The organism is Actinorhabdospora filicis (genome assembly GCF_030269765.1).
Lineage (GTDB): Bacteria > Actinomycetota > Actinomycetes > Mycobacteriales > Micromonosporaceae > Actinorhabdospora > Actinorhabdospora filicis.
In genome coordinates, this window is record NZ_BSTX01000001.1 from 1651372 (window position 1) to 1676803 (window position 25432).

Genomic DNA, 25432 nt, shown 5'->3' on the forward strand with positions numbered 1-25432 from the left:
TCGCCGTCCCGGTCCGGCTTTGGCGCCGATCGACCGGTCCGCCGCCGCGATCGCCGTCGCGGGACGCCGTTCGGGCGATGAGCGCCGCCCGCATCGCGGCCTTCGTCCACTTCGGGCGCGGCATTCGCGCCGGTCACGGCATGGGCGATGAGTTGCGCCGGTAGGCCCGATCGGCGGCGTGCGGCCCCCGGCGGGGCATTCGCATTTATCTGTTCACTGTGTTTACCATCGCGGCGCCCCGGCCTTCCCTTCCCCTCATGGAGGTCCCCCTTGTCCAGTTCACGTACCGGGCGGCGGCGCTGGAGCCTCGCCGCGGCCGGTGGGGCCGTCATGGTCGCCTCGCTGACCGGCCTGCTGTTCGTCGGCGGTGAGGCCGCCGCGGCCGACTCGCGCAAGGCCGAATCGGTGCTGATCAGCGCCGACTACACCGCCGTGCCCGGCACGCCCCTCACCGCCTACAGCGCGGTGTACGGGACGGCGGGGACGCCCGACCTCTCGCAGCCCTCCGGCGCGGTGGAGGCGGTGTGGGGCACGCCGATCGAGCGCGTCACCGTCCAGGGCACCAAGCTCTCGGAGACCAGCTGGGACGAGGGCTCCGGTCAGCTGACCGCGCGCGCCAACATCACCGGCCTCGACGGATCCCTGGCGGGCAAGCCCGGGTTCCTGACGATGGGCTCGGTCGACAACTACGCCAGCTGCGTGCGCGGCCAGGGCTACCTCGCCTACGCGCGCTCCAACTCGAACCTGGTGTTCGTGGCCGGCAAGAAGGTCACCGGGGACAAGACGATCACCGTCAAGGGCGCCGACATCGGCCTCCCCGACATCAAGCAGGCGAAGCTGCGGGCGAGCTTCACCCGCTACGAGAAGGTGACCACCACCCCGACCGAGGCCGGCGCCGAGGCGTACATCCGCGTCACCGTCGGTGGCGAGCTGCGGAACAAGGGCGACGACGTCGTCTACGACGGCCCGCTGCTGGACGTCACCGTCGGGCACGTGTCCGTGGTGTGCGAGCCGCGCGTGAAGCCGGAGCCGACGCCGACCTCGTCCTCGCCGACGGTCGCGCCCACGACCGTCCCGCCGACCACGGTCCCGCCGACGGAGCCGGAGTCGCCCAGCCCCTCGCAGTCGCCTTCGGAGAGCCCGAGCGCGTCCCCGTCGGAGAGCCCTTCGCCGTCGGCCTCGCCCAGTGAGTCGCCCTCGGAGTCGCCGTCCCCGTCGGCCTCGCCCAGCGAGTCTCCTTCGCCGTCGACGTCCCCGAGCGAGTCGCCCTCGCCGTCGGAGAGCCCCTCGCCCAGCGCGAGCTCCTCGTCCTCGGCCTCGCCGAGCCCGAGCACCAGCTCGTCGGCCTCGGCGTCCCCGAGCGTGACGCCCTCGTCGTCCGGCTCGGCCACCCCGGTCGTCCCGACCACCACGACCGGCACGAGCCTGCCGACCACCGGCGCCGACGTGGCGACCATCGGCCTGATCGGCGGCGCGATCGCCGGCGGCGGCGTCATGCTGATCGCGCTGATCCGCCGTCGCGAGCCGGACACCGAGGCGACCTGGTAGCCCGCGAGATCCAGGGAACGGCCCGCCGGGGTATCCGGCGGGCCGTTTCGTCATCCGGACCGCATTAAGTGATTGAGGTCCCGCCGCCGGTCAGCGGGCAGGCGGCGGCACGAAGAAGTCGATCTTCTCAACCTTTCACCCCGTCGACCTCGTTTGTCTCATTGGCCCCATGTGGACCGTCGTGAAAGGACGGTGGCCCGCCGCCGTCACCTACGAACGGGGAGAAGCGCGAGTGAAGAGAACGCGAAGAATGGCACTGGCCGGCGCGGCTGCGGTGACGCTGCTGCTCGGGTCGGCGCACGCCGCACAGGCCGATCCGGCCGCGACGCCGGTACCGGTGGCCGCGCCCGGGGACGGGCGGACGCACACGCTCACCCTCATCACCGGCGACCGGGTGCGGATCGAGGCCGACGGCACGGCGGTCTTCCTGCCGGGGAAGGGACGCGAGGGCGTCGGGCACCTGAACCGGACGCGGAACGGGGACCGGTACGTGATCCCCGGCGACGCGGTGCGGGCGTTCACCGACGGGCGGCTCGACGAGCGCCTGTTCAACGTGAGCGGGCTGCTGCGCGACGGGTACGCCGACACCGGCGCGCTGCCGCTGATCGTCTCCGGCGGGAGCGCGGCGAGGTCCCTGGCCGCCGATGGGACCCGGCTCGACAGCATCGACGCCACCGCGTCCACGATGGACGGTGAGGCGATGACCGCGCTGTGGGCGAGCATGAGCGGCACCGGGCTCAAGGCCGCCGGGGCGTCGAAGGTGTGGCTGGACGGGCGGATGCGCCCGGCGCTGGACGTGAGCGTCCCGCAGGTCGGGGCCCCGGCCGCGTGGGCCGCCGGTTACGACGGGACCGGCACGACCATCGCGATCATCGACTCCGGGCTCGACACGTCCCACCCGGACGTGGCCGGGCGGGTGAAGGCGATCAGGGACTTCACCGGCACCGCGCCCGACGGCGCCGACGACATCGGGCACGGGACGCACGTGGCGTCCATCGCCGCCGGTTCGGGCGCCGCCTCGAACGGGCGGTACAAGGGCGTGGCGCCGAAGGCGGATCTGCTGATCGCCAAGGTGTGCGTGAACGGCAGCTGCCAGTTCAGCGACATCATCGCCGGGATGGAGTGGTCGGTCGCGCAGGGCGCCGACGTGGCGAACATGTCGCTGGGCGGCCCGGCGGGCGGCACCGACGACCCGGTGGTGGCGGCGCTGGAGCGGCTGACCGCCGAGTCCGGGACGCTGTTCGCCGTCGCGGCGGGCAACTCCTACGAGCCGCGCACCATCGAATCGCCGGGTTCGGCGCCCTCGGCGCTGACGGTCGCCAGCGTCACCAAGACCGACGAGCGCTCCGACTTCTCCAGCCAGGGCCCCAACTACGACTGGTCGATGAAGCCCGACATCACCGCGCCCGGCAGCGACATCACCGCCGCGCGGGCCGCCGGGACCGAGGGCGAAGGCGACTACGCCACCCACAGCGGCACCTCGATGGCCACCCCGCACGTGACCGGCGCGGCGGCACTGCTCAAGCAGCAGCACCCGGACTGGACGGCCGCGCGCCTCAAGAGCACCCTCGTCTCCTCCGCCAAGGGCCTGGACGGGCTCAGCGCGTTCCAGGAAGGCGCCGGACGGCTCGACCTGACGCGCGCGATCGGCCAGCACGTCACCGCCGACGGCGGCGTGGGCTTCGGCATGTTCGCCTACCCGCAGGACCAGCCGGCCGCCACCAAGACCGTCACCTACACCAACGACGGCGACACCGACGTCACCCTCGACGTGAGCCTCACCCGGGCCGCGCCCGGGTTCAGTGTGGACAGTCCACAGGTGACGGTCCCCGCGCACGGCAGCGCCACCGTGGCGGTGTCCTACGACCCGGACCCGGCGCGCGGCTACGGCGACTTCGCCGCCGAGCTGGTCGCCTCCGACGCCACCACGTCGGTCCGCACGGCCGTGGGCGCCAGCACCGAGCCGGAGCTGTACACGCTCTCGCTGCCGGTCACCAAGCCCGACGGCGAGACCACCGACTTCTACAGCATCGACTACATCAACCTCGACAACGGTGAGCGCGGCTGGCTGCCCGGCGCGGGCGAGCCGATCGAACCCCGGGTCTCCCCCGGTCACTACCGCGTCATGCTGACCTTCTTCACCGTGCTCGGCGAGGAGCACTACTCCACCCTCGGCGTCGGCGAGATCGAGGTGCGGGCCGACACGTCCCTGCCCTTCGACCTGCGCGCGGCGAAGCCCGTGACGCTGGACCTGGAGGGCGAGGGCGAGCGGCTGTCCAGCGGCGACCTCTGGTTCACCATCGGCGAGCCCGGCGAGGAGATGTACACCAACGCCTGGCCCCAGGGCATGCGGCTGCTGCCGGGCGGTTCCACGGCTCCGGCCCGGCTGGAGATGTTCGCGGTGTACCGCACCGACACCGAGTCCATCTACGTCACGCACCGCACGGACGGGCCGCTGCCCGCCGGGCTGGACGTGTTCTTCCGCCGGGCGGACCTGGCCCGCGTCGACCACCAGGTGGAGAGCCGGGGCGTGACGGGCACGAAGGCGCTCTTCATGTTCGGTCCCTCCGGGGCCGGGACGTGGACCGGGACGAGCCACCCGGCGCCGGGCACGGTCACCGTCTACTACTCGCCGGGCCTCTGGTCGGGCATCCTGTCCTGGGGCGACGGTGACGAGGACGAGAGCGGGCGGTTCACCGCCGCGCTCGGGCAGACGGCGAAGCCGCGCTGGAACCGCTCACCCCTGAGCTTCGGCTTCGACGCCCGCTACACCCCGATCGGCCGCTACAACCACTTCATCACCGCCAACCTGGGCATGTTCGCCTCGCCCGACCCGGAGCGGCAGAGCTCCTACGGCTCACCGAACAGCCACATCTCCCTCGACGCCAACGGCGAGCGGGTCCTGGACGCCGACCTGGGCTTCACCAACCGCTTCGTGATCCCCGACGGCCTGTCGGGCGACTTCACACTGCGGCTGGACGCCGAGCGTGATGTCCCGTGGAGCGCGATCGGCACCCGGGCCAGCGCCGAGTACCGCTGGAAGCAGGGCTATCAGCCCGACACGTCCCTGCCGGTGCTGATGCGCGCGGTGCGGCTGAACGCCACCGGCGTCAAGGACGGCTTCGCCTCGGCGAGGCTGCCGCAGCTGGTGTCGCTGTCGGTGCTCACGCCCACCGGGCAGGCGGCGACCAAGTCGCTGACCTTCGACGTCTCCTACGACGACGGCAAGACCTGGACGACCGTCCCGGTGGCGCGTTACGGCGAGACGGCCGTGGCGGTGCTGTTCCACCCGGCCGGGGCTACCGGGGTGTCCACGCGCATGACGATGGTGGACGCCGACGGGAACTCCTCGGTCCAGACGACCATCCGCTCCTACGGGCTGAAGTAGCCCGGCGAGACCGGAAGCGGCCCGCGTGCGCGCGCGGGCCGCTTCCGCGCGTGGGTGATACCCCGTGTGGCGATCCTTGAGACCTCGCGGCGGGTGGCTGGGACGATGGGGACATGAAGATCAATCCCGAGGCCATCGCGGTGCTGCGCGCCATGGCCGCCCGGGACGGCGGGGCCGCCCGCCCGGTCCGGGGCTGGCTGGCGGTGCTGCCCTTCGACGACCGGACCGTGGTGCAGTCCATCGCCGAGCTGGGCGGCACGAACCCGCCCTACGTGCGCGGCCGGACCCAGGGCGAGGGCGCCGAGGAGGTCCACTCCGTCGGTGTCACGCCCGAGGGCCTGACGCGGGCTCAGGAACCCGACGAATAGACGCGCCCCCGCAGCCGGGTCTTCACGTCCTGCCATTCGGGGGCGATGATCGAGAACATCGCCGAGTCGCGCATCAGTCCCTCCTCGCCGGGGGTGCGGGACGGGGACCAGCTGCGCAGGATGCCCTCGAAGGTCGCGCCGAGGGCGGCGATGGCGCGGCGGGAGCGCTCGTTGCGGGCGTCGGTCTTGAAGTCGACGCGCTGGACGCGCAGGTCCTCGAAGGCGTGGGTGAGCAGCAGCAGCTTCGCCTCGGCGTTGAGGCCGGTGCGCTGCGCGGTGGGCGCCAGCCACGTCCAGCCGATCTCGATCGCGCACAGCTCCTCACTGCCGGGCCAGGTGCGCGGGAACCAGAGGCCGGTGCAGCCGACGGGCCGCCCGTCGGCTACGCGGATCTGCGCGAAGGGCGTGAGCCCGGGGCGGGCGAGCTGCTCGTCGATGTAGGCGGGCACGGTCGCGGCGGTGGGGACGACGGTGTGGCCGTAGGTGGCGCGGTCGGCGTCGACGACGGCGGCCAGCCCGGCGGCGTGGTCCTGGGACAGCGGCTCCAGGCGCACGCGTTCGCCGCGCAGGACGGGGGCGTCCATACCACCGGAAGACTTCGGCACGGGGACTCCTGATCAGGGGCGGGGCACGAACAGAATGATCATGCCCCGCCACGTCCCGATCGGCCACTCAGGCGTGCGCGCCGACGGTGATCTCGCCGAAGGTCAGCGCGGCCGTGAGCCCCTGGATCGCCGCGATCCGCTCGGCCTGCTCCTCGATCGCCGCGCGCAGCGCCGGGCCGGGCTCGTCCAGGGCCTCCACGGTGATCGCGGTCCGGCGGCGCCCGGCCTTCTGGTGCCAGACCCCGGCGACCACGCCGTCCACGAGCAGCACCGGGAAGGTCCCGGCCTGCCCGCCGTCGAGGGCGCGGGACACCGCGCGGCCCGGGAACAGCCGCTCACGCGGGTGGCTCCCGACGACGTAGGCGTCGAAGTAGGGCAGCAGCCGCACGCCCGAGGGCTCCTCGCCGAAGCCGGTGTCGCCGGCGTTGACCCACGCCTCGGCGCCGTCGACGGTGACGCGCTCGATGTCGGCGGTCTCGAAGACCCGCGCGGCCCAGGTCTTGGACACCGCCAGCCACTGCGCGAACTGCTGCGGTGTGGCCGGTCCGTAGGCGTGCAGGAACCGGTGCAGGACCGCCGCGTCGGCCTCGCCGGCGGCGACGGGGGCGAAGCCGGGCACGAACCGGCCGGGGTTGGTGTAGGTCACCTTGCGGCCCCGGTTCGGCCCGAAGCACAGGACGCCCCGGTGCGCGGCGACGTTGATCGCCTGCCGCCAGCGCGGCCACATGCCCTGGAAGGCGGGCATGACGAGGTCCCCGGCCCAGGGCCCGGTGCGCGCGACCACCTCGTCGCCGAGCTCGTCGGCGGTCAGCTCGCCGCCGGACAGGGCCGCGCCGATGGCCGCGACGACCTCGTCCTCCTGGGCGGCGGTGAGGCGGACGCCGTCGGCGAAGCGGGACGCGGGGGCCGCCGCGCCCAGCGCGCCCGCCCACACCGCCAGGTCGGCGGCCGGGAACACGTGCACCGTCCCGCGCGGCCCGTAGGTCTTGATGAGGGCGTGGTCGCTCCACAGGGCCTCGCGGACGGCCTCGCGCGTGCCGCCCTCGACCCGCAGCGCCAGCGAGATCTCCGCCGCCGACATGACCTGGGCGTGCACGCCGCACATCACCCCGGCCTGCGCGGCGAGCCGGTCGCCCGGCACGGGCCCGGCGAGCCCGTGCCGGGCGAGGCGGCGGGCGGTGGCCCGCTCGAAGGTGGTGCGCATCAGAACCGCACCGAGACGTTGCCGCGGTGGGCGCCGCCCAGCAGGGACACCAGTGCGTCCGGGACCGCGGCGAGGCCGCCGTCGACGACGGTGTGCGGGAAGACGAAGCCCTCTCGCAGCCAAGCGGCGAAGTGCTCCTTCCAGGCCGCGACCTGCTCGGGGGTGTGCCAGGTGGAGAACGGCAGGAGCGTGACGTCCTTGGCGGCGGCGGCCTCGGCGTCCGGCTCGGGGAAGCGGTCGGCGTGCCCGCCGATCTGGGTGGACAGCGACCCGCAGAGCGCGAAGCGGGCCCCGGGGACGGCGTTGTCCAGCGCGGCGGCGTACTGCTCGCCGCCGACGTTGTCGAAGAAGACGGTGATCCCCTCGGGCGCCAGGCGGCGCAGGTGCGCCGAGGCCGAGCCGTCGCGGTAGTCGAAGGCGGCGTCGAAGCCCAGCTCGTCGACGAGGTAGGCGACCTTGGCGGGGCCACCGGCGCTGCCGATGACCTTCGCGGCGCCCAGGCGCTCGGCGATCTGCCCGGCCAGGGAGCCGACGCCACCGGCGGCGCCGGAGACGAACACGACGTCGCCCTCGGTCACCTTGGCGATCTCGGCCATGCCGTAGAAGGCGGTGGTGCCCTGGCTCAGGTGGTGCACGGGCGTGGGCAGCGCGTCGCGGTCCAGGCGGGGGTAGGCGGAGGCGGGCCCGGTGGAGTACTCCGTCCAGCCGGCCATCGTCTGCACGAGGTCACCGACGGCCAGGTCCGGGCTGCCGGAGGCGACCACGGTGCCCACGCCGCCACCGCCGACGCGGTCGCCCACCCGCCACGGCGGGATCGGCAGGATCGTGTCCTCCCGCATCATCTCCAGGTAGGCCACCGACAGTCCCAGGTAGTCGGTGCGGACCAGGACCTCGCCCTCGCCCGGAGCGGTCACCGGCACCTCGGCGAAGCTGAAATCGGCGGGCGACGGGTCGCCGGTCACGTGACGGGCGAGGCGGATCTCGGTGGTGGTGGAGGGGCTCGTGTTCGTCATGTGGCGAAGACTAAAGTCAATTGCGGCCAGTTTCCGGCCGCAATCGACGAAACAGTTGTGACGTGGCGAGCACCAGCGCACGGACCCTGAAACTGCTGTCCCTCCTCCAGACCCACCGCTACTGGCCCGGCACCGAGCTGGCCGGGCGGCTGGACGTCTCGCCGCGCACCCTGCGCCGCGACATCGACCGGCTCCGCGAGCTCGGCTACCCCGTGGACGCCCATCGCGGTGTGGACGGCGGCTACCAGCTGGCCACCGGCACCTCGCTGCCGCCACTGCTGCTGGACGACGAGGAGGCCGTCGCGATCACCATCGGCCTGATGGCCGCCGCCGCCGGGGCGGTGTCCGGGGTCGAGGAGAGCGCGGTGATGGCCCTGACGAAGGTGGTCCAGGCGATGCCGCCGCGCCTGCGGCACCGGGTGGAGGCCCTGCGCGCCTCGACGGTGGCCGCGCCGCCGCGCCTGCCCGCGATCGACTCCGCCGCGCTGACCGTGATCGCGCTGGCCTGCCGCGACGCCGAGCGGCTGCGCTTCGGCTACACCGCCCACGGCGGCGCGGTCACCGCGCGCCTGGTCGAGCCGCTGCGGCTGGTGCCGCACGCCGGGCGCTGGTACCTGGTGGCCTGGGACCTCGACCGGCACGCCTGGCGCACCTTCCGCCTCGACCGGCTCGTGGACGCCGCCCCCACCGGCGACCGGTTCCGCCCGCGCGAGCTGCCCGGCGGCGATGCCGCCGCCTACGTCCGCGAGCAGATCTCGGGCGTGCCGACCCGCCATCACGTCGAGGTGCTGGTGCGCGCCCCCGTCGAGCAGGTCGCGGCCGCCGCCGGGCGCTGGGGCCGGGTGGCGGCCGCCGAGGGCGGCACCCTGCTCACCATGGACGTCCACGACCTCGCCGACCCGGCGACGATCCTGGCCGGGCTCGGCGCGCCGTTCACCGTGCTGGGCCCGCCGGAGCTGCGCGACCACCTGCGCCGGGCGGGCGAGCTGTTCACCGACGCGGCTCAGTCCCCATCAGAAGATCAGTCCCCATCCGAGCCCGGGACGACCAGCCCGGCCTCGTAGGCGGCGACCACCGCCTGGACGCGGTCGCGCAGCCCCAGCTTGGCCAGGATGCGCGCGACGTGCGTCTTCACCGTCGCCTCCGACAGGTACAGGCGCGCGGCCAGCTCGGCGTTGGACAGCCCGCGCGCCAGCAGCTCCAGCACCTCCACCTCGCGGGGCGTCAGCGCCGCCAGCGACGGGCTCGGCGCCAGGGCCGGGCGTGCGAAGCGGGCCACGAGGCGGCGGGTGATGGTGGGCGCGAGCAGCGCGTCGCCGTCGCGGACGAGCCGGACGGCGGCGGTCAGCTGCTCGGGCGTGACGTCCTTGAGCAGGAACCCGCTCGCCCCGGCCTCCAGGGCGGCGTAGACGTACTCGTCGAGGTCGAAGGTGGTCAGGATGATCACGCGCGGCTCGCCGGGCTCGCCGCGCAGGATCCGCCGGGTGGCCTCCAGGCCGTCCATGACGGGCATCCGCACGTCCATCAGGACCACGTCGGGCTGGGTGCGCTCGACGGCCTCGACGGCCTCGGCGCCGTTGGTGGCCTCGGCGGCGACCTCGACGCCGTCGGCGCCCAGGATCATCGCGAAGCCGCTGCGGACCAGGGTCTGGTCGTCGGCGATTACCACGCGCGGGCTCATGCCGTCGCTCCGATCGGGATCGTGGCCGCGACCCGCCAGCCGCCGCCGAGGCGGGGACCCGCGCTCAGCTCGCCGCCGTAGAGCGCCAGCCGCTCCCGCAGCCCCATCAGCCCGTGCCCGCCGCCGCCGGGGACCGCCGGGCCGCCGGTGTCGGTGACCTCGACGTGGACGCGTTCGGGCGCGCGCACCACCGTCACCGCCGCCGAACCGCCCACGGCGTAGCGCAGGGTGTTGGTCAGGGCCTCCTGGACCACCCGGTAGGCGGCCAGCGCCGGGCCGGGCGGTACCTCGGCGGCGCCCTCCACCCGCAGCGTCACCGGGAGCCCGGCGTCGCGCAGCCGCCCGACCAGACCGTCCAGCTCGTCCAGGCCCGGCTGCGGGGCCAGCTCGGGGGTCGCGCCGAGCAGCCCGACGACGTGCCGCAGCTCCCCCAGCACGTCCCGCCCGGTCGCCTCCACCGCCAGCAGCGCCTCGCGGGCGCGCTCGCCGTCGGCGTCCATGACCCGCCGGGCCGCCCCCGACTGGATGACCATGACGCTCACCCCGTGCGTGACGACGTCGTGCAGCTCGCGGGCGATGCGCGCGCGCTCGTCGGCGACGGCCGCGCGCAGCTCCTCCTCGCGGGCGTGCTCCAGGCGGGCCAGCCGCTCGCGCTCGGCGGTGGTGCGGTCCCGCCAGTCGCGCACGCCCAGGGCGGTCAGCACGAACGGCACCAGCACCAGCAGGGGCGCGTAGCGGGCCGGGATGATCGGCCAGCCGTCCTCCGAGCGGACCGCCACCAGCACCCCCGCCAGGGGCAGCAGCGCCACCGTGGCCACCAGGTAGCGGCCGTAGAGGACGGCGGTCACGCAGGCGACGACCAGGTGGTAGTAGGTCAGCCGCCCGTTCATCACCGGCATCGACGCCAGCGTGACGCCCAGGATCACGCTCAGCGTGGTCAGCGGGAAGCGGCGGCGCCAGATCAGCGGCAGCGCCGACAGGACGCCGATCGCGGTCATCAGCACCCGGTCGGCGGCCGTGGGAGACCGCGAGTACATGCCGAACAGCGAGAAATTGGCGACCATCACCGACAGGAACAGCGCCAGGGCGGTGTCGAAGAGGTAATTGCGGACGATGGGCCGGTGCGCGGGCCCGCTCGCCCGCCACAGGAGGGTGAGCGGGTGGATCACCGGACCATTCTTCCCGCCCGCGCGCCCAGCGGCATCATCCGCGCGATGTAGTCGCGGCGGGCGCGGTTTGCGCTCGTGCGGGCGACGACGCGGACGGGGGCGCGGCCATAGCGTCCCCGGCATGATCGAGCTGAACCATGTGACCCGCGCCTATGACGCGGGCCCCCCGGCGCTCAACAACGCGTCCCTGTCGGTGGCGGCGGGTGAGTCGGTGGCGGTGCTGGGGCCCTCCGGCAGCGGCAAGTCGACGCTGCTGAACCTGATCGCGGGCCTCGACCGGCCCGACTCGGGGACCGTCACCGTCGACGGCGTGCGGGTCGACGGCATGAGCGAGACCGCCGCCGCCAAGCACCGGCGAGCCCGGATCGGGATGGTCTTCCAGTTCTTCCACCTGCTCGACGACCTCACCGTCACCGAGAACGTGCTGCTCCCCGCGCGCCTGCTGGGCCTGTCCCGCAAGGCCGCCGAGGAGCGCGCGAAGCGGCTGCTGGACGACCTGGGCGTCGGCCGCTTCGGCGACACCCACCCCGCCCGCCTCTCCGGCGGCCAGCGGCAGCGGGTCGCGGTGGCCCGCGCCCTGATGAACCGCCCGCCGGTGCTACTGGCCGACGAGCCGACCGGCGCGCTCGACTCGGCCGCCGGGGCCGAGGTCGCGGGCCTGATGAAGGACCTGCACGCCGACGGGCACACCATCGTCCTGGTCACCCACGACCTCGCGCTGGCCGAGGCGTGCGCGACGCGGACCGTGCGGCTCGCCGACGGCGAGGTGCTGGGATGAGCCGCCGGATCCCGGCGATCGTGATCGCGCTGTCGGCGCTGATCGCGATGACCGCGGCGGTGCTGGCGGGCAACCTCCTCGCGGTCTCCGACGGGCCCTTCGAGGACGCCTTCGCCGCACACAACGGCGCCCACCTCGCCGTCACCGGCACGAACCTCCCCGCGAGCGCGCCGGGCGTAGCCGCCTCCGCCGGGCCCTACCCGCTGGCCATGGTCACCGCGAGGTCCCGCGAGGGATTCGAGATCCCCCTGGCCATCGCCGGGCGCGAGGAGGGCGGCGGCATCGACGCCCTCACCCTGCTCGACGGGCGCTGGCCGGCCGCCGACGGCGAGATCGTCATGTCCGCCCTGCCCGGCGAGGGCCCGCCCCCGCCCGGGTTCGCCTTCACCGTCGAGGGGCGCGAGCTGACCATCGTCGGGACGGCCTACTCGGTCACCGGCACCGCCTCGGCGTGGGCGACGCCCGCGCAGGCGGCGGCGTGGGCGAAAGGGCGCACCCAGATGCTCTACCGGCTGTCCGACCCCGAGGCCGTGGACGCCGCCAAGGCCGCTCTCGGGCCGGTCGAGGCGGCCGCGTCCTGGCTGGACGTGAAGACCGCCGCCGAGCGGGACACCGGCGTCTACCTGCCGTTCCTGTCGGCCTTCGGGGTCCTCGGCCTGGTGCTGTCGGGGCTGGTGGTCGGCAACGTCGTGGCGGGCGCGGTCAGCGGCGGGCGGCGGCGCATCGGCGTCCTGAAGGCCGTCGGCTTCACCCCCGCGCAGGTCGTGCGCGGCTACGTCGCGCGGGCACTGGTCCCGGCCGCGGTCGGCGTGGTCCTGGGCGGTGTCATCGGCAACCTGGGGGCGGTGCCGCTGCTGGAGGCCGCCGGTGAGGCCTACCGGACCGTCCCGTCCGGCCCGAACCCGCCGGTGACCGTCGCGGCCGCGATCGGGCTCCCCCTGATCGTCGCCGTGGTCGCGTGGGCTGCCGCCGCTCGCGCCGGGCGCCTGCGGACCGTCGACGCCCTCGCGCCCGCCCGCGCCACCGGCCGCGCCAGGGGACGCCGGGCGGCGGCGCTGGCGGCGCGCTCGCCACTGCCGCGCTCGGTCTCGCTGGGGCTCGCGCGGCCCTTCGCCCGGCCGGGCCGGGCGGCGGCGGTGCTGCTGGCGGTGGCGCTGGGCGCGGCGGCGGTCACCTTCGCCGCCGGGCTCGCCACGTCCCTGGGCGAGGTCGCCGCGGCCCGCTCGCACGGCCTGGACGTGACCGTGGAGGCCCATGACGATCCGGCGGGGGTGGCCGCCAAGCTCGCCGGACACCGGTTCTACGGCTCGCGGACCACCGAGCGCATCGTGTCCGGCCGCAACACCGACGTCACCGGGCTCACCGGCGACACGGCGCTGGCCGGTTACCGGATGACCGAGGGCCGCTGGTTCAGCGCGCCCGGGGAGGCGGTGGCCGCCGGGCCGTTCCTGGCCGCGACCGGGACCGCCATCGGCGGCACCGTGACCGTCGAGGGCACGACACTGACCATCGTCGGGGAGGTCTTCGACACCCGCTTCGACGGGATGCGGGTGCTCGCGGCGGCGGGCGACCTGGGCATGGAGCCCGACATGTTCTACGTGGCGGGCGCGACCGCCGACGAGATCGCCGCGCTCGGGCTGGTGGCCGAGGACTCCGGGGACGGCGGCGGGCAGATGATCGGCGCGCTCAACGCCATCGCCGCCGCGTTCACGGTGCTGCTGGTCGCGGTGGCCGGGCTGGGCGTGGTCAACGGCGTCGTGCTGGACGTGCGGGACCGGGCGCGCGACCTGGGCGTCCACAAGGCGCTCGGGATGACGCCCCGGCAGACGGTGGCCGGGGTGGTCGCCTCGATCGCGCCAGCCGGGCTGCTCGGCGCGCTGCTGGGCGTCCCGGCGGGCATGGCGCTGCACACCTACGTCGTGCCCGCGATGGGATCGGGGGCGGGCACGAAGCTGCCGGTGGCCGCGCTGGAGGTGTTCGGGCCGGGGCTGCTGGCGGCGGTCGCGGTGGCCGGGCCGGTGATCGCGGTGCTGGGCGCGCTGTGCCCGGCGAGCTGGGCGGCCGGCGTCCGCACCGCCACCGCGCTGCGCGGCGAGTGATGCACACCGGCGGTCCCGGGGGCTACACCGCCTACCCGGGCGCGCCGGTGGGCGCGCTGGCCTGAGCGAGCGGGCGCTCCCGGACCTCCTCGGCCTTGCCGATGACCTCGTCGAGAACCTCCCGGGAGCGCTCCAGGTCGGCGATGAGCCGCCCGATGCGGTCGCGCTCGTCGACCAGCTCCACCACGAGGCTGTCGGTGGCCATCTCGTTGGGGCCGCCGTCGCTGTCGCGCATGCACGGCAGGAGCTTGGCGATGGTCTTGGAGTGCAGCCCGGCGGCGAACAGCTCCTGGATCAGCACGACCCGGTCGACCGCCCGCTCGGCGTACTCGCGCTGGCCACCGGCGGTGCGCTCGGAGGACAGCAGGTGCTGCTGCTCGTAGTAGCGCAGGGACCGCTCGCTCACCCCGGTCCGCCGCGAGAGTTCGCCGATGCGCATTCCGGCACCCTTCCGCCTTGACGCTGACACTGATGTCAGGTCCTACGGTACCGGCATGTCCAGGCTGTTCACACCCGCCGAGATCGGCGGCCTCGCGCTCCCCAACCGCCTTGTGATGGCGCCGCTGACCCGGACCCGCGCCGACGCCGACGGCACCCCGAACGCGCTGATGACCGAGTACTACGCCCAGCGCGCCACGGCGGGCCTGATCGTGGCCGAGGCGACCACGCCCAGCCTCATCGGCCGCACCCACCCCGGCATCCCCGGCGTCCACACCCCCGCGCACGTCGAGGGCTGGCGGCGGCTGACCGGCGCGGTCGGCGGGCGGATGTTCCTCCAGCTCCAGCACGGCGGCCGGGTCCGCCACCACGGCTCCACCGAGCCCGGCGTCGCGCCCTCACCGGTCCCCCTGAAGGACATGGTCCCGCGCGAGCTGACCGGCGCCGGGATCACCGCGATCATCGCCGAGTTCGCCCGGGCCGCGCGCAACGCGGTCGCCGCCGGGTTCGACGGCGTCGAGGTGCACGCCGCCAACGGGTACCTGCTGCACCAGTTCACCGCGCCCAACACCAACCTCCGCGCCGACGAGTGGGCCGACCCGGTCCGCTTCACCGTCGAGGTCACCCGCGCGGTCGTGGACGCCGTGGGCGCCGGGCGGGTCGGCGTGCGCGTCTCACCGCGCAACCGCGTCAACGGCATCGAGGAGGGCGCGGCCACCGGGGCGATCTACGCCGCCCTCGTGCCCGCGCTGCGCGAGCTCGGCCCCGCCTACCTGCACGTGGTACGCGTCCCGGCCGGCGACCCGGTCTTCGCCCGGATCCGGCGCGACTGGACCGGCGTCCTCATCGCCAACCCCGACCTCGGCAAGGCCCTCCCGGCCGACGGCGGGCTCGCCGCCGCCGAGGGCCTGCTGGACGAGGGCGCCGACCTGATCGCCCTCGGCCGCGCGTTCATCGCCAACCCCGACCTGGTGGAGCGCCTGCGCGAGGGCCTTCCGCTCAATCCGCTGCGCGAGGAGTTCATGTACGAGGGCGCCGCGGAGGGCTACACCGACTACCCGAAGTGGGCCCAGGCCCCCGTCGAGACGCCGCCTGCGTCCACTGTGGAAGCGCCCGCCGGTCCATAGATTCGAAGGCGTGAAGATCACCAGGGCACTGGCCGCGACGACCACGACGGCCGCAATCATCCTGGCCCTCCCCGCGATGGCCACCGCCAAGGAGCACGGGCCCCAGCGGGGCGACGTGCTGAACGCGTCCTTCGTCCGCACCGTCGGGCTCGACGAGATCCGCACCGGGCTCACCGACGAGGGCGTGGACGTGTCGTCCCTGCGCTACGAGGTCGACCTGCACCGCGTCGAGTACTCCACGGTGGACCCGTGGGGCTCGCCGATCATGGCCAGCGGCCTGCTGGCGCTGCCGCACAACCGCGACAAGCGGCTCACCGCCGTGTCGTTCGCGCACGGCACCGAGAGCAACCGCGTGGGCGTCCCGTCCGTCCCCAACCTCGAAGACAACGTGTGGGACCAGGCCCCGGCCTGGCTCTACTCCTCCTCCGGTTTCGCCACCCTCATGCCCGACTACCTCGGCCTGGGCACCGGCCCCGGCCGCCACCCCTGGTTCCACCTGCCGACCGAGACCACCGCGTCCATGGACATGCTGCGGGCCTCCGACAGCTACGTGAAGACGCTGCACCGCAAGCTGAACGGCGAGGTCATGGTCACCGGCTTCTCGCAGGGCGCCTCGGCGGCCCTGGGCCTGGCGAAGGTCCTGGACGCCGGGCGCGACGGCGCCGGGCGGCACCGCTTCGAGCTGGGCGCGGTCGGCGCGGTCTCGGGCGCCTACGACATGGCGGGCGCCGAAGTGCCCGCGCTGCTGGGCGCGCCGGGCCAGCCGAAGCTCGACCCGAAACTGTCCGTCCTCTACACCACCTACCTGCTGACCTCGTGGGAGAAGACCTACGACATCTATGGTTCCCCGGCGGAGATCTTCCAGTCTCCCTGGGACCAGAACATCGAGTCCCTTTTCGACGGTGACCACTCCGGCAAGGACATCTTCACCGGAACCCCCGGCACCGTCGCCGAACTGCTGACCCCGCAGGGCAAGGCGCTGCTGGAGCACCCGGGCGGGCGCTTCGCGAAGGCCCTGGCCGCCGAGAGCCGGGTCTGCTCCTTCGCGCCGGACGCCCCGGTCCGGCTCTACGTGACCCGCACCGACGCCGAGGCCGCCTCGACCAACACCGACTCCTGCGCGGCGAAGTTCGACGCGGCCGGCAAGGACGTGTCCATCGTGGACCTCGGCGCCACCGACCACGCCGGCAGCCACCTGCGGTCCATGGGTGACCTGGTCCGCTGGTTCCAGACGATCTGATCCACAAGGGACGGAGAGAGGCGGGCTGCGGCCCGCCTCTCTCCGTTTCCCTACAGCGTCTCGGCCCCGGCGCGCAGGATCGCCTCCAGCTGCGCCAGGATGTCCGCCCGGTTCTTCTCGAAGACCGGATCGCTCAGTTCGGTGGTGTTGCCCGGCCCGAAGGCCAGGACCGGGGTGTGCACGTGACCGCCGCCGATGTTCGCGCCCAGGGCCTGCCGCAGCCGGGACGCCCGGTAGGCGACCTCGTTGGACAGGTAGCCGCCGCCGGAGCCGTTGACCGCGACCGAGCCGGGCGTCGGGCCGTCCGCGCGGTAGACGGGATCCGTGCCGCCCGCCGGGATCTCGGTGACCTCGTGGTTGACGTTGACCGGGAACGCGCCGGTGGCCAGCTTCATGGCGTCCACCGGCAGCGAGGTGTCCACGAACTCCCCGCCGGGGCCCACGCCCGGGAAGACCACCGGGGCGGTGAGACTGCCGCCGCCCCAGACGTTGTTGTTGTCGCCGATCGAGGAGACCGAGCGGCGGCGTCCATTGTGGATCTCCAGGTCGAAGCGGCCCGGCCGGCCCTGGCTGACCGTCACCGCCAGATCGGCGCGCTGCGGGCCCTTCTGGAAATGCGGGCGGAAGGCGTCCTCGGCGATGCCCTCGTCGAAGTCGGCGTACCGCACCGGAAGCACGACGGTCTGGATCTGCACCAGCTCGCGGCCCACCCGCAGCCACCGCCCGTCCAGCGCGATGGCGTTGGCCCCGGACGGGTTGGCCTGCCGCAGGTCGCGGTCCAGCGTGAACGGGTCGAAACCGGAGACGAAGATCTTGCGGACGCCCCGGGCGAAGTCCGAGCTGTCGATGCCCCGCGAGGCGTACTCGAAGCGGTGCTCCAGCGCGGGCTTGTCGACCGGGTGGCGCGGCTTCCACTGGCGCAGCGCGGCCGTCATCGCCAGGCGCGCCCAGTAGAGCGGCCGGTCGTCGCCCTTGCGGGCCACCGCCGTCTCCCACAGCAGGCGGCCCTGGAGGGCGACGTCGGGGTGGCCCGAGCACAGGGAGCGCTCGAAGTTCGCCACGAGCCGGGTGAGCCCGCCCGCCGCGATGAGCCGCTGCGCGACGGGCACCGGGTCGGTGCCGATGGTGCGGGTGAGGCGCTGTTCCTCGACGGTGAGCGGGACCGAGGCGTCCCGGCAGGACGGCGGCGACGCGGCCGCGGCCGGAGCCGGGGCGAGCAGCGCGGCGAGTAAGGCGAGGGCGGTGAGGAGTCGTCGGGTCATGCACGGATGGTGTTGGCCGGGGTGGTGGGGGTCAAGGCGAGGTGATCAGTGAACGGCGATCAGGCCCAGCACCTCGGCGGTGGTGCGCACGTCCCCGAAGGAGCGGTAGATCGTGTACAGGGAGGCGTTCTGGTCGGCGTCGCGGCGGGCGGCGGTGGCGTCGGCGAGCATGATCACCCGGTGGCCGAGGGTACTGGCGTCCCGTGCGCTCGACTCACAGCAGACGTTGGTGACGGTGCCGGTGATCAGGACGGTGTCGACCCCGCGTGCCGTGAGCTGCTCGTGCAGGTCGCTTCGGCCGGGGAAGAAGGCGCTGGCCGCCGTCTTCTCCACGAGCAGATCGCGCTCCCCGTCCACCTCGAACTCCGGCCACAGGCGGTCTCGCACCGGGCCCTCGCCGCCGGAGGCGCGAAAGACGGCGGCGATCTCGGGGCCGTAGAACTCCTCGGCGACCGCGCGCAGGCTCTCCGGTCCCGGCGCCGGGACCACCCACGCCACGGTTCCGCCGGCCGTCCGCAGCGCGCCGGCCAGGGCGGCGATGTTCGGCACGATCTCGCGGGCGTATCGGTTGACGTCCAGGAAGAAGGGGACCATGTCGATGACGACCAGCGCGGTCCGCGCCGGATCGACGCGCTCGTAGGCGAAGCGGCGTCCGCGTCGCTCCTCGTGGCGCAGGTACTCGCGTTCCTCGATCATCCAGTCATGGGGCACGCCACACCCTAAAACCCCGTGCGCCCGGGTGGGGCCCCGGCCACACTCCCGGAGTGTTGATCGACATCTGGCCCCTGCCGGGCCTGCGCATCCGGACCGGATCCCTCGAACTGCGCCTGCCGACCGACGCGGAGGCGGCCGAGCTGGCGGAGCTGGCGGCGGCGGGCGTCCACGAGCCGGGGGTCCGGCGGTTCCTGACGCCGTGGCTGGACGGCGGTCCGCTGGAGATCCTGCGCGGGCACTGGCAGTCCCTCGGCGAGTGGAGGCCGGAGGCGTGGTCGCTGTCCCTGGCCGTCTTCGACGACGGGGTGCCGGTCGGCTCGCAGACCGTGCGGGCGCGCGACTTCGGGCTCGTGCGCGAGATCTGGGGCTCGTCCTGGCTCGGCAAGGACTTCCACGGGCGCGGCATCGGGACGCGGATGCGCGCGGCGAGCCTGTACCTGGCCTTCGAGGGCCTGGGCGCCATCGCGGCGAACTCGGCGGCCTTCGCCGACAACCACGCCTCGCTGGCCGTCTCCCGCAAGCTCGGCTACCGACCGGCCGGGCTGACCCGCGACGCCGCCGACGGGCGGGTGTGGGTCTCGCAGACGATGCGCCTGGAGCGCGCGGACTGGGCGTGCCCGGTGCCGGTGGAGATCGAGGGCCTGGCGCCATGCCTGCCCCACTTCGGTTTGTGACACCGCGGAGTGGGCGGCTAACCCAGCAGGGCCGCGACGTCCTCGCGGTGCCAGCCGGTGCTCATGGTCTCGATGCCGACCACCGCGTCCGGTTCGGCCTGGAATTCGCCGGTGTCCAGGATCAGGTGCCCCTCGGCGAGTTCGGCCTCGGTGCAGGTCGCGGCCAGGCGTTCCAGGAGGGCCGCCGGGTCGGGGGTCTCCAGGACGGTGCCGGTGAGTTCGAGCGCGGACTCGTCCTCGTCGCCGCCGTCGCCGCGCACACTGACGCGGTGCGCGGCGGTGACGCCGAGGGCGGTGAGGACGCGGGGGTCGCCGACGTCGACGAGGGGCGCGGTGACGCAGCCGAGGCGGACCGGGGCCGGGGAGCAGGGCCCGGTGGCGGTGTAGGACTCCTCGACCAGGTCGGGGTCGGTGCCCAGTAGCTCTGTGAAGTCCTCGGCGGCGAAGCGGCCGGAGGGTTCTGCGGGGGTGAGCCCGCAGGCGGCGGACGGCGTGTCGGCCGGTCCGGCGCAGGCGGTCAGGACGAGGGCGAGCGCGCTGATGACGGCAGCGGTGCGCATGGCTGACGGGCTCCCATGGCGGTCGGTTCGGCCGGCCGTGTCGACGGGTTACGGACCGGGCCGTCCCATCTTCACCTTTCGCGGCGGCCGATGGAAGGACGCCGCGCCGGTTCGCCGGTGAATACCCGGTGCGCGGTCTTTTACTCGCGGCGTTTGACGGCGTAGGCGAAGAGGTGGTCTTCGGGGGCGGCGGTGGGCAGGTCGGGTTCGTAGCGGGTGAGCGAGGTGTGGACGACGTCGAGGCCGGTCTCGGCGAGGCGGCGGCGGTATTCGGGTTCGGTGTAGCTGCTCATGCGCAGGGGGCGGCCCATCCATTCGGTGTCGGTCTCGGAGTAGTCGCCGGGGACGGTGGCCATGGCGAAGGCGCCGCCGGGGCGCAGCCAGGCGGCGATGCGGACGAGGGTCTCGTCGAGTTCGTCGCGGGTCATCTGGAGCAGGGGGAAGAAGGCGCAGACGGCGGCGAAGGTCCCGGCGAGGGCGTTGAAGCCGCGCACGTCGCAGAGCAGGAAGCTGGCGGAGGGCACGTGCCGGGTGGCGACGTCGATCATGCGGGGTGAGACGTCGATGCCGGTGACGCGGCAGCCGAGCCCGGCGAGGCGTTCGGCGACGGGCCGTCCGGTGCCGCTGCCGATGTCCAGGACGCGGTCGCCGGGCATGAGGCGCCCGGCGAGCCAGCCGAGGGCGGCGTGCTGTTCGGGGAGGCGGCGGAAGCCGGTCTCGTAGTCCTCGCCGAGTTCGTCGAAGATGCGGGCGGCGGGCATCGGTGCTGGTTCCACGACCTCAGTGGATCATGCGAATGGTTCTCGGGTCCCGGCTTTGGCGGGTTCCGTCTCGGGTTCGGGCGCCTCGGCGTGCTCGTCGGTGAGGCCGCCGGCGATGGGGCTGTCGCGCCACTGGTCGAGGACGCCGGCCAGCCCGTCGGCGAGCTGCGGCAGGCGCGGGACGAGGGCGAGGCAGGCGACGACCTGGAGCATCCGCCCGGCCTCCATGACGGTCAGGAGGCGGCGGTCGACGGGCGGGCGGCCCAGGACGGCGGCGGCGGTGTCGTAGGCGTCGACGGCCTCCTCGCCGGACAGCGCGAGGTCCCATTCGACCGGGCCCAGGCAGGTCATCTCGAAGTCGGCGTAGACGTTCCCACTGGTCGTGGCGATGACGTTGTACACGGGCGAGTCGCCGTGGATGGGCTGGAGGCGGATGCCCGGGAACTCCTTCCGCAGGCCCGCCCGGGTGGTCACCACCGGCGCCAGCAGGTCCCATTCGCGGCGGGCGCGGTCCAGCTCGTCGGGGTGGATGAGCTCGGGGTGGTCGCGCAGCTGCGTGAGGCAGGCGGGGATGGTGTCGTCCAGTGAGGTCAGCAGCGGCAGCTCGCGCGGGTACCCGGCCAGTTCGGCGTGCAGGCCGGGCAGGGCGGCGGTCTCGCGGAGGTGGTCGGGGTGGGCGCCGGGGACGACGTCCAGGTGCTCCCAGAAGGTCATCGCGAAGCCGTCGCGCTCGACGGGTTCGGCCGGGACCAGCGGGCTGGGCGCCACCACCGGGAAGCCGCGCCCGGCCAGCCAGGCCACCACGTCCAGCTCGTCGAGCATGCGGGTGGCCTGCGCGGCGGTGTCGGCCCGCAGCGGCTCCGGGACGACGGTGGGCACGCGGGCCACGACCGGCGCGGGCGCCAGGTGGACCACCACGGAGAAGAGGTCGTGCAGGACGACCGGGTCGGTCACGGTCAGGTCGAGGTCGCGCGCGGCCGCGGTGGCGGCCGCGACGGCGCGTCGAGTGCGTTCGTCCCCCATGCCGCGATCGTGTCAGACCGGCGACGATCCTGACGCCGGTTGTCACGTAAGGGCAGTACGGTCGGGCAGCATTCACCACCTGTGGAGGTCCGATGGTCATCGAGATTCGCACCTACCGGCTCAAGCCCGGCACCGCCGAGGAGTTCATCCGCGTGGCGCGGGAGGAGGTGCTGCCGCTGCTGGCGGCGGCCGGTCTGAGGGTGCGCACGGTCGGCCGGTCGCTGGTCGCCGAGAACGGGCACGAGGAGGCCTACCTGGTCCGCGAGTTCGACTCGATCGAGGAGCTGGAGCGCCTGGAGACGGCGTTCTACGGCGGGGACGCCTGGCGCGAGGGCCCGCGCGACGCGATCGTCTCGCGGATCCTCAGCTACCACTCGGTCGTCCTCGACGGCGCCGAGCTGGGGCTGTGACCCAGGCCACTGCGCACTGTCCGGTACGGGCCTAGTTTGATCCGAATGGACGGTCTACTGACCCGTCGGTCGTTACGCGGTTTCCTGCGGCTGGCCCGGTTCCGCTTTCTGCTGTACAACGTGCTCCCGGTGGCCCTCGGGGTCTCCGCGGCGGCCTGGACGGGCCACCCGGTGCGTCTGGGCTGGTACCTGTACGCGCAGGTGTTCGCCTGGACCGTGCACGTCATGACGCACTACTGCAACGAGTACTTCGACCTGGCCGCCGACCGCGCCAACACCCGCTACACGCCCTGGACCGGCGGCAGCCGCGCCCTGGTGGACGGGCTGGTGCGGCCGGAGGTCTCGCTGGCCACCTCGTTCCTGCTGTGGACGGCCTGCCTGGGCCTGGTGGTGGCGATGCCGGACTGGCCGGCGCGGGCGCTGGCCGCCCTCACCGTCACGCTGGCCTGGTTCTACACCGCGCCGCCGCTGAAGCTGAACTACCGCGCGCTGGGCGAGCTCACCGTCGCCGCGATCCTGAACGGGCTGTGGCCGGTGGTGGCGGTGCTGCTCCAGATCGGGCGGGTGCCGTGGATGCTCCTGGCGATCCTGGCGCCGACGGCGATCCTGCAGACGGCGCGCATGGCGGTGATGAACCTCGGCGACCGGGTCTCCGACGCCTCGGTCGGCAAGCGCACGATCCCGGTCCGGCTCGGGCACGACCGCTCGGTCCTGCTGATCACCGTGGCCCAGGCGGTGGCCTACGGGCTGCTCACCGCGTTCGCGGTGTTCGGGTGGGTGCCGTGGCTGGTGTGGCTGGCGATGATCGCGACCGCGCCCCTGTCGGCCTGGCTGGTCACCCGTCTGCGGCGCGGCGACATGCGCGAGGGCGATCCGGTGACGATGACGCCGGTGGTGTTCTGGGCCTCCAACCACGTCTCGCTGGTCGTGTGCGCGGCCCTGGCCGGGATGGTCGCCGAGCTGGCGCTGCGCGGCCGGAGCGGCGCGCTGCCGCTGGGCGCGGTCCTGGCGGCGTACGCGGGCCTGTTCGCGCACCGGCTGTGGCTGGCCCGCAAACGCTGAGGGCACGACTTGTAACTGACGGCATCGCGTGTGACCATGGGGCCATGGTCAACCTGAGGACGCACGACGCCATCTGCACGCCCGAGACCGGCACCGAACGCAAACCCGACGTGTGCACCGTCCGGGAGGTCCTCGACCGGGTCGGCGGCAAGTGGTCCATCGGCATCATCGTCGAGGCCGGGAAGGGACCGGTGCGCTTCACCGAGCTGGAGCGCAAGGTCGAGGGCATCAGCCGCCGGATGCTGACGCTGACCCTGCGCAACCTCGAACGCGACGGGCTGCTCGTGCGCACCGTCTACCCGACGGTGCCGCCGCGCGTGGAGTACCAGGCCACGCCGATGGCGCTGGAGCTCTACGACTCGCTCATCACCCTCACCACCTGGGCCGACCGGCACACCGGCGACATCACCGCCGCCCGGATCCGCTACGACGAGGAACACGCCGCCGTCACCGCGTAGCAACGTCGTCCACTTAGGATGATGAGATGCCGCTCACAGTGGACGAGGCCGACGCCGTCCTCGCCGGGAATTTCGCGCCCTGGGTCCAGGCCCTCGGCCTGCACACCGTGTCCGTCGACGGGCCCACCGCCGTCCTTCGCCTGCCCTGGTCGAAGGCGCTGGCCCGGGAGGGCGGCGCGCTGTCCGGCCAGGCGATCATGGCCGCCGCCGACACCGCCACCGTCATCGCGATCTCCTCGGCCTCCGGTACCTACCGGCCGATGACCACGGTGCAGCAGTCAGTGACTTTCCGCAGGCCCGTGATCGACGCCGACGTGCTGTTCACCGCCACCGTCAACAAGCTCGGCCGCTCGATGGCCTTCACCGACATCGACGCCGCACTTGAGGGGACGGGCGCGCAGGTCGCCCAGGCATCCACTGTGTACGCTCTCCTGGGCTGACCGCCCGTTACCGCTCGCGTCCACACCACCGGGCGACCGGGGCCGCACGAACCGCTACCATCTGGCGGCAGGCCCTCCAGATTGGACAAAGCACCCGTGTCGAATCATCCCTCCCCGCCGCGCACGCGGCTGGAAGCGGAGCTGAGGACCCGGTCCTGGGGGAGAGAACGGGCACTACAGCTGTTGCACCGCAAGGCGCACGAACTCGGCCTGACCGGCTTCACGCTCGGTTTACGGCAGTTCGACCGCTACCTGGCCGCGGAGTCCACGCGCATGCGGCCGGTCACCGCCGAGGTGCTGCGCGCCGTCTTCGGCATGCCCGCCACCGATCTGCTCGCCCCCGCTCCGTCCACATCGGACGCCGACCCGCTGGGCCAGGACGCCTCCCGCGACCACGCGGTGGCCATCGCCGCCGCCGACCTGTCCGAGGCGCCGGTGGAACAGCTGCGCGCCGAAGTCCGCCGCCACGCCCGCGACTACGCGCACCTGGCACCCGGCAGTCTCCTGCCGCGGCTGCTGCGCACCCGCGACCTGGCCTACGCGCTGCTGGAGACCACCCGCCGTCCCCGCCACTGCGCCACGCTGCTCGCCATCGCCGGGCAGGTCTGCGCGCTGGCCGCCACCACCGCCTATGACCTCGGCGATCCCGACGCCGCCGACGACCACGCGCGCGCCGCCGGGATCTACGCCGACATCGCCGAGCAGCCCGCGCTCACCGCGTGGGTGCGCGGCACCCGCGCCACCATCGCGTTCTGGAGCCGCCGCCCCCGCGAGGCCCTCGACCACGTCGCCGGCGGCCTCGCCCACGCCTCCGGCACCACCGCCCGCCGCCTGCACGCCGTCGCCGCGCGCGCCCACGCCCTCCTCGGCTCCCGCCGCGAGGCGCTGGCCGCCGTCGACGCCGCCGGGCGCTGCCACGGCGCCGACTCCCTGGCCACCGACGTGGGCGGCGAGTTCGGTTTCCCGCCCGCCCGGCTGTCGATGTGCACCGCGGCGGTGCATCTGTCCCTTGGGGACGGTGACCACGCCGCGCTCAGCGCGCAGCAGGCGATCGCGATGTACGAGCGGACCCCGGTGGAGCAGCGCCGCTTCGGCGTCCTGGCCGGGGCGAGCATGGACCTGGCCGCCGCGCGGATCCTGCGCGATGAGCTCGACGGCGTCCGCGACGCCCTGGAACCGGCGCTGGGGCTTGACCCGGCCCGCCGGACCGCGCGGCTCACCGAACGGCTCGGCGGCATCCGGGGACGCCTGGCGTCCCCCCGTTTCAAGAAGTCCCGCGCCGCGGTGGACCTGCGCGAGACCATCGACGCCTTCACGGCGGGTGCCCACCTGTGACCGTCCACCGGCGAAATGGCAGCCCGATGTCATGGTCCGTACGCACCGCTGCCGCCACCCTGAGTGGGCGAAGCG

At 73.8% G+C, this 25432-nt stretch carries 25 protein-coding genes; 14 read left to right on the top strand and 11 right to left on the bottom strand.

The genetic code is table 11. The features are described 5' to 3' along the window. Positions 1–270: 270 nt before the first annotated feature. The 3 genes from QSK10_RS07575 (at position 271) to QSK10_RS07585 (ending at position 5304) form a co-directional block, all read left to right on the top strand. On the top strand, positions 271–1548 hold the full coding sequence (locus tag QSK10_RS07575) for a hypothetical protein (protein WP_285661889.1): 1278 nt from the start codon (positions 271–273) through the stop codon (positions 1546–1548). Positions 1549–1798: 250 nt separating this feature from the next. Then, positions 1799–4936, top strand: coding sequence for a S8 family peptidase (locus tag QSK10_RS07580; RefSeq protein WP_285661890.1), 3138 nt, complete (start codon positions 1799–1801; stop codon positions 4934–4936). Between the two features lie 113 nt (positions 4937–5049). Continuing rightward, positions 5050–5304: a hypothetical protein gene (locus QSK10_RS07585; RefSeq protein ID WP_285661891.1), complete on the top strand. Its 255-nt coding sequence runs from the start codon at positions 5050–5052 to the stop codon at positions 5302–5304. Here the strand turns inward: QSK10_RS07585 and QSK10_RS07590 are convergent. The 3 genes from QSK10_RS07590 to QSK10_RS07600 all read right to left on the bottom strand — a co-directional run bounded on the left by QSK10_RS07590 (position 5286) and on the right by QSK10_RS07600 (position 8126). After that, on the bottom strand, positions 5286–5909 hold the full coding sequence (locus tag QSK10_RS07590; RefSeq protein WP_285661892.1) for a GNAT family N-acetyltransferase: 624 nt from the start codon (positions 5907–5909) through the stop codon (positions 5286–5288). The genes QSK10_RS07585 and QSK10_RS07590 overlap by 19 nt on opposite strands. A gap of 67 nt (positions 5910–5976) precedes the next feature. Further along, a complete protein-coding gene (locus tag QSK10_RS07595; RefSeq protein ID WP_285661893.1) occupies positions 5977–7113 on the bottom strand; it encodes a winged helix DNA-binding domain-containing protein in 1137 nt (378 codons plus the stop codon). After that, on the bottom strand, positions 7113–8126 hold the full coding sequence (locus QSK10_RS07600; protein ID WP_285661894.1) for an MDR family NADP-dependent oxidoreductase: 1014 nt from the start codon (positions 8124–8126) through the stop codon (positions 7113–7115). The genes QSK10_RS07595 and QSK10_RS07600 overlap by 1 nt, the downstream gene beginning before the upstream one ends. 62 nt (positions 8127–8188) lie before the next feature. Here QSK10_RS07600 and QSK10_RS07605 point away from each other — a divergent pair, with 62 nt between their 5' ends. Next, positions 8189–9190, top strand: coding sequence for a helix-turn-helix transcriptional regulator (locus QSK10_RS07605; protein WP_285661895.1), 1002 nt, complete (start codon positions 8189–8191; stop codon positions 9188–9190). Here the strand turns inward: QSK10_RS07605 and QSK10_RS07610 are convergent. Together QSK10_RS07610 and QSK10_RS07615 are read right to left on the bottom strand one after the other, a co-directional pair. Further along, positions 9148–9807, bottom strand: a complete 660-nt coding sequence (locus QSK10_RS07610; RefSeq protein ID WP_285661896.1) for a response regulator — start codon at positions 9805–9807, stop codon at positions 9148–9150. The two genes, QSK10_RS07605 and QSK10_RS07610, sit on opposite strands and share 43 nt — an antisense overlap. Continuing rightward, positions 9804–10976, bottom strand: a complete 1173-nt coding sequence (locus QSK10_RS07615; protein ID WP_285661897.1) for a sensor histidine kinase — start codon at positions 10974–10976, stop codon at positions 9804–9806. The genes QSK10_RS07610 and QSK10_RS07615 overlap by 4 nt, the downstream gene beginning before the upstream one ends. A 121-nt stretch (positions 10977–11097) precedes the next feature. On the opposite strand from QSK10_RS07615, the gene QSK10_RS07620 reads away from it, so the two are divergent. Both QSK10_RS07620 and QSK10_RS07625 read left to right on the top strand, forming a co-directional pair. Then, positions 11098–11754 carry an ABC transporter ATP-binding protein gene (locus QSK10_RS07620; protein ID WP_285661898.1) on the top strand — a complete coding sequence of 219 codons (657 nt, stop codon included), beginning with the start codon at positions 11098–11100 and terminating at the stop codon, positions 11752–11754. Continuing rightward, entirely contained in the window at positions 11751–13853 is a 2103-nt protein-coding gene (locus QSK10_RS07625; protein ID WP_285661899.1) for an ABC transporter permease, read from the top strand. The genes QSK10_RS07620 and QSK10_RS07625 overlap by 4 nt, the downstream gene beginning before the upstream one ends. 31 nt (positions 13854–13884) lie before the next feature. Here the strand turns inward: QSK10_RS07625 and QSK10_RS07630 are convergent, their stop codons facing one another. After that, positions 13885–14292 (bottom strand): MerR family transcriptional regulator, encoded by a 408-nt coding sequence (locus QSK10_RS07630; RefSeq protein ID WP_285661900.1) that lies wholly within the window; start codon positions 14290–14292, stop codon positions 13885–13887. 55 nt (positions 14293–14347) lie between these two features. Between QSK10_RS07630 and QSK10_RS07635 the strand changes: the two genes are divergently transcribed. Together QSK10_RS07635 and QSK10_RS07640 are read left to right on the top strand one after the other, a co-directional pair. Then, positions 14348–15418, top strand: coding sequence for an oxidoreductase (locus QSK10_RS07635; protein ID WP_285661901.1), 1071 nt, complete (start codon positions 14348–14350; stop codon positions 15416–15418). 10 nt (positions 15419–15428) lie between these two features. After that, the gene (locus tag QSK10_RS07640; protein ID WP_285661902.1) at positions 15429–16658 is read left to right on the top strand and encodes a lipase; all 1230 of its coding nucleotides are present in this window, start codon (positions 15429–15431) and stop codon (positions 16656–16658) included. Positions 16659–16708: 50 nt separating this feature from the next. Here the strand turns inward: QSK10_RS07640 and QSK10_RS07645 are convergent, their stop codons facing one another. Next, on the bottom strand, positions 16709–17920 hold the full coding sequence (locus QSK10_RS07645) for a hypothetical protein (protein WP_285661903.1): 1212 nt from the start codon (positions 17918–17920) through the stop codon (positions 16709–16711). A 45-nt stretch (positions 17921–17965) separates the two neighbouring features. Beyond that, positions 17966–18631, bottom strand: a complete 666-nt coding sequence (locus QSK10_RS07650) for a cysteine hydrolase family protein (RefSeq protein ID WP_285661904.1) — start codon at positions 18629–18631, stop codon at positions 17966–17968. Positions 18632–18684: 53 nt separating this feature from the next. Between QSK10_RS07650 and QSK10_RS07655 the strand changes: the two genes are divergently transcribed. Next, positions 18685–19308: a GNAT family N-acetyltransferase gene (locus tag QSK10_RS07655; protein WP_285661905.1), complete on the top strand. Its 624-nt coding sequence runs from the start codon at positions 18685–18687 to the stop codon at positions 19306–19308. Between the two features lie 17 nt (positions 19309–19325). On the opposite strand, the gene QSK10_RS07660 is transcribed toward QSK10_RS07655, so the two are convergent. The 3 genes from QSK10_RS07660 to QSK10_RS07670 all read right to left on the bottom strand — a co-directional run bounded on the left by QSK10_RS07660 (position 19326) and on the right by QSK10_RS07670 (position 21652). Further along, positions 19326–19868 (bottom strand): hypothetical protein, encoded by a 543-nt coding sequence (locus QSK10_RS07660; RefSeq protein WP_285661906.1) that lies wholly within the window; start codon positions 19866–19868, stop codon positions 19326–19328. A 140-nt stretch (positions 19869–20008) separates the two neighbouring features. After that, the gene (locus QSK10_RS07665; RefSeq protein ID WP_285661907.1) at positions 20009–20644 is read right to left on the bottom strand and encodes a class I SAM-dependent DNA methyltransferase; all 636 of its coding nucleotides are present in this window, start codon (positions 20642–20644) and stop codon (positions 20009–20011) included. 12 nt (positions 20645–20656) lie between these two features. Then, on the bottom strand, positions 20657–21652 hold the full coding sequence (locus tag QSK10_RS07670; RefSeq protein ID WP_285661908.1) for a phosphotransferase: 996 nt from the start codon (positions 21650–21652) through the stop codon (positions 20657–20659). 92 nt (positions 21653–21744) lie between these two features. On the opposite strand from QSK10_RS07670, the gene QSK10_RS07675 reads away from it, so the two are divergent. The 5 genes from QSK10_RS07675 to QSK10_RS07695 all read left to right on the top strand — a co-directional run bounded on the left by QSK10_RS07675 (position 21745) and on the right by QSK10_RS07695 (position 25357). After that, positions 21745–22062 (top strand): NIPSNAP family protein, encoded by a 318-nt coding sequence (locus tag QSK10_RS07675; protein WP_285661909.1) that lies wholly within the window; start codon positions 21745–21747, stop codon positions 22060–22062. 45 nt (positions 22063–22107) lie between these two features. Next, a complete protein-coding gene (locus QSK10_RS07680; RefSeq protein ID WP_285661910.1) occupies positions 22108–23124 on the top strand; it encodes a prenyltransferase in 1017 nt (338 codons plus the stop codon). A 44-nt stretch (positions 23125–23168) separates the two neighbouring features. Next, positions 23169–23582 (top strand): winged helix-turn-helix transcriptional regulator, encoded by a 414-nt coding sequence (locus QSK10_RS07685; RefSeq protein WP_285661911.1) that lies wholly within the window; start codon positions 23169–23171, stop codon positions 23580–23582. A gap of 26 nt (positions 23583–23608) precedes the next feature. Beyond that, positions 23609–24022 (top strand): PaaI family thioesterase, encoded by a 414-nt coding sequence (locus QSK10_RS07690; protein WP_285661912.1) that lies wholly within the window; start codon positions 23609–23611, stop codon positions 24020–24022. A 96-nt stretch (positions 24023–24118) separates the two neighbouring features. Continuing rightward, entirely contained in the window at positions 24119–25357 is a 1239-nt protein-coding gene (locus QSK10_RS07695) for an NsdA family TPR-like regulatory protein (protein WP_490246403.1), read from the top strand. Positions 25358–25432: the final 75 nt, after the last annotated feature.

Coding starts and splice junctions, on each gene's coding strand:
- QSK10_RS07580 (WP_285661890.1), top strand. CDS start 1,799: ATGGCACTGGCCGGCGCGGCTGCGGTGACGCTGCTGCTCGGGTCGGCG.
- QSK10_RS07585 (WP_285661891.1), top strand. CDS start 5,050: ATGAAGATCAATCCCGAGGCCATCGCGGTGCTGCGCGCCATGGCCGCC.
- QSK10_RS07595 (WP_285661893.1), bottom strand. CDS start 7,113: ATGCGCACCACCTTCGAGCGGGCCACCGCCCGCCGCCTCGCCCGGCAC.
- QSK10_RS07600 (WP_285661894.1), bottom strand. CDS start 8,126: ATGACGAACACGAGCCCCTCCACCACCACCGAGATCCGCCTCGCCCGT.
- QSK10_RS07610 (WP_285661896.1), bottom strand. CDS start 9,807: ATGAGCCCGCGCGTGGTAATCGCCGACGACCAGACCCTGGTCCGCAGC.
- QSK10_RS07620 (WP_285661898.1), top strand. CDS start 11,098: ATGATCGAGCTGAACCATGTGACCCGCGCCTATGACGCGGGCCCCCCG.
- QSK10_RS07625 (WP_285661899.1), top strand. CDS start 11,751: ATGAGCCGCCGGATCCCGGCGATCGTGATCGCGCTGTCGGCGCTGATC.
- QSK10_RS07630 (WP_285661900.1), bottom strand. CDS start 14,292: ATGCGCATCGGCGAACTCTCGCGGCGGACCGGGGTGAGCGAGCGGTCC.
- QSK10_RS07635 (WP_285661901.1), top strand. CDS start 14,348: ATGTCCAGGCTGTTCACACCCGCCGAGATCGGCGGCCTCGCGCTCCCC.
- QSK10_RS07645 (WP_285661903.1), bottom strand. CDS start 17,920: ATGACCCGACGACTCCTCACCGCCCTCGCCTTACTCGCCGCGCTGCTC.
- QSK10_RS07660 (WP_285661906.1), bottom strand. CDS start 19,868: ATGCGCACCGCTGCCGTCATCAGCGCGCTCGCCCTCGTCCTGACCGCC.
- QSK10_RS07670 (WP_285661908.1), bottom strand. CDS start 21,652: ATGGGGGACGAACGCACTCGACGCGCCGTCGCGGCCGCCACCGCGGCC.
- QSK10_RS07675 (WP_285661909.1), top strand. CDS start 21,745: ATGGTCATCGAGATTCGCACCTACCGGCTCAAGCCCGGCACCGCCGAG.
- QSK10_RS07680 (WP_285661910.1), top strand. CDS start 22,108: ATGGACGGTCTACTGACCCGTCGGTCGTTACGCGGTTTCCTGCGGCTG.
- QSK10_RS07685 (WP_285661911.1), top strand. CDS start 23,169: ATGGTCAACCTGAGGACGCACGACGCCATCTGCACGCCCGAGACCGGC.
- QSK10_RS07690 (WP_285661912.1), top strand. CDS start 23,609: ATGCCGCTCACAGTGGACGAGGCCGACGCCGTCCTCGCCGGGAATTTC.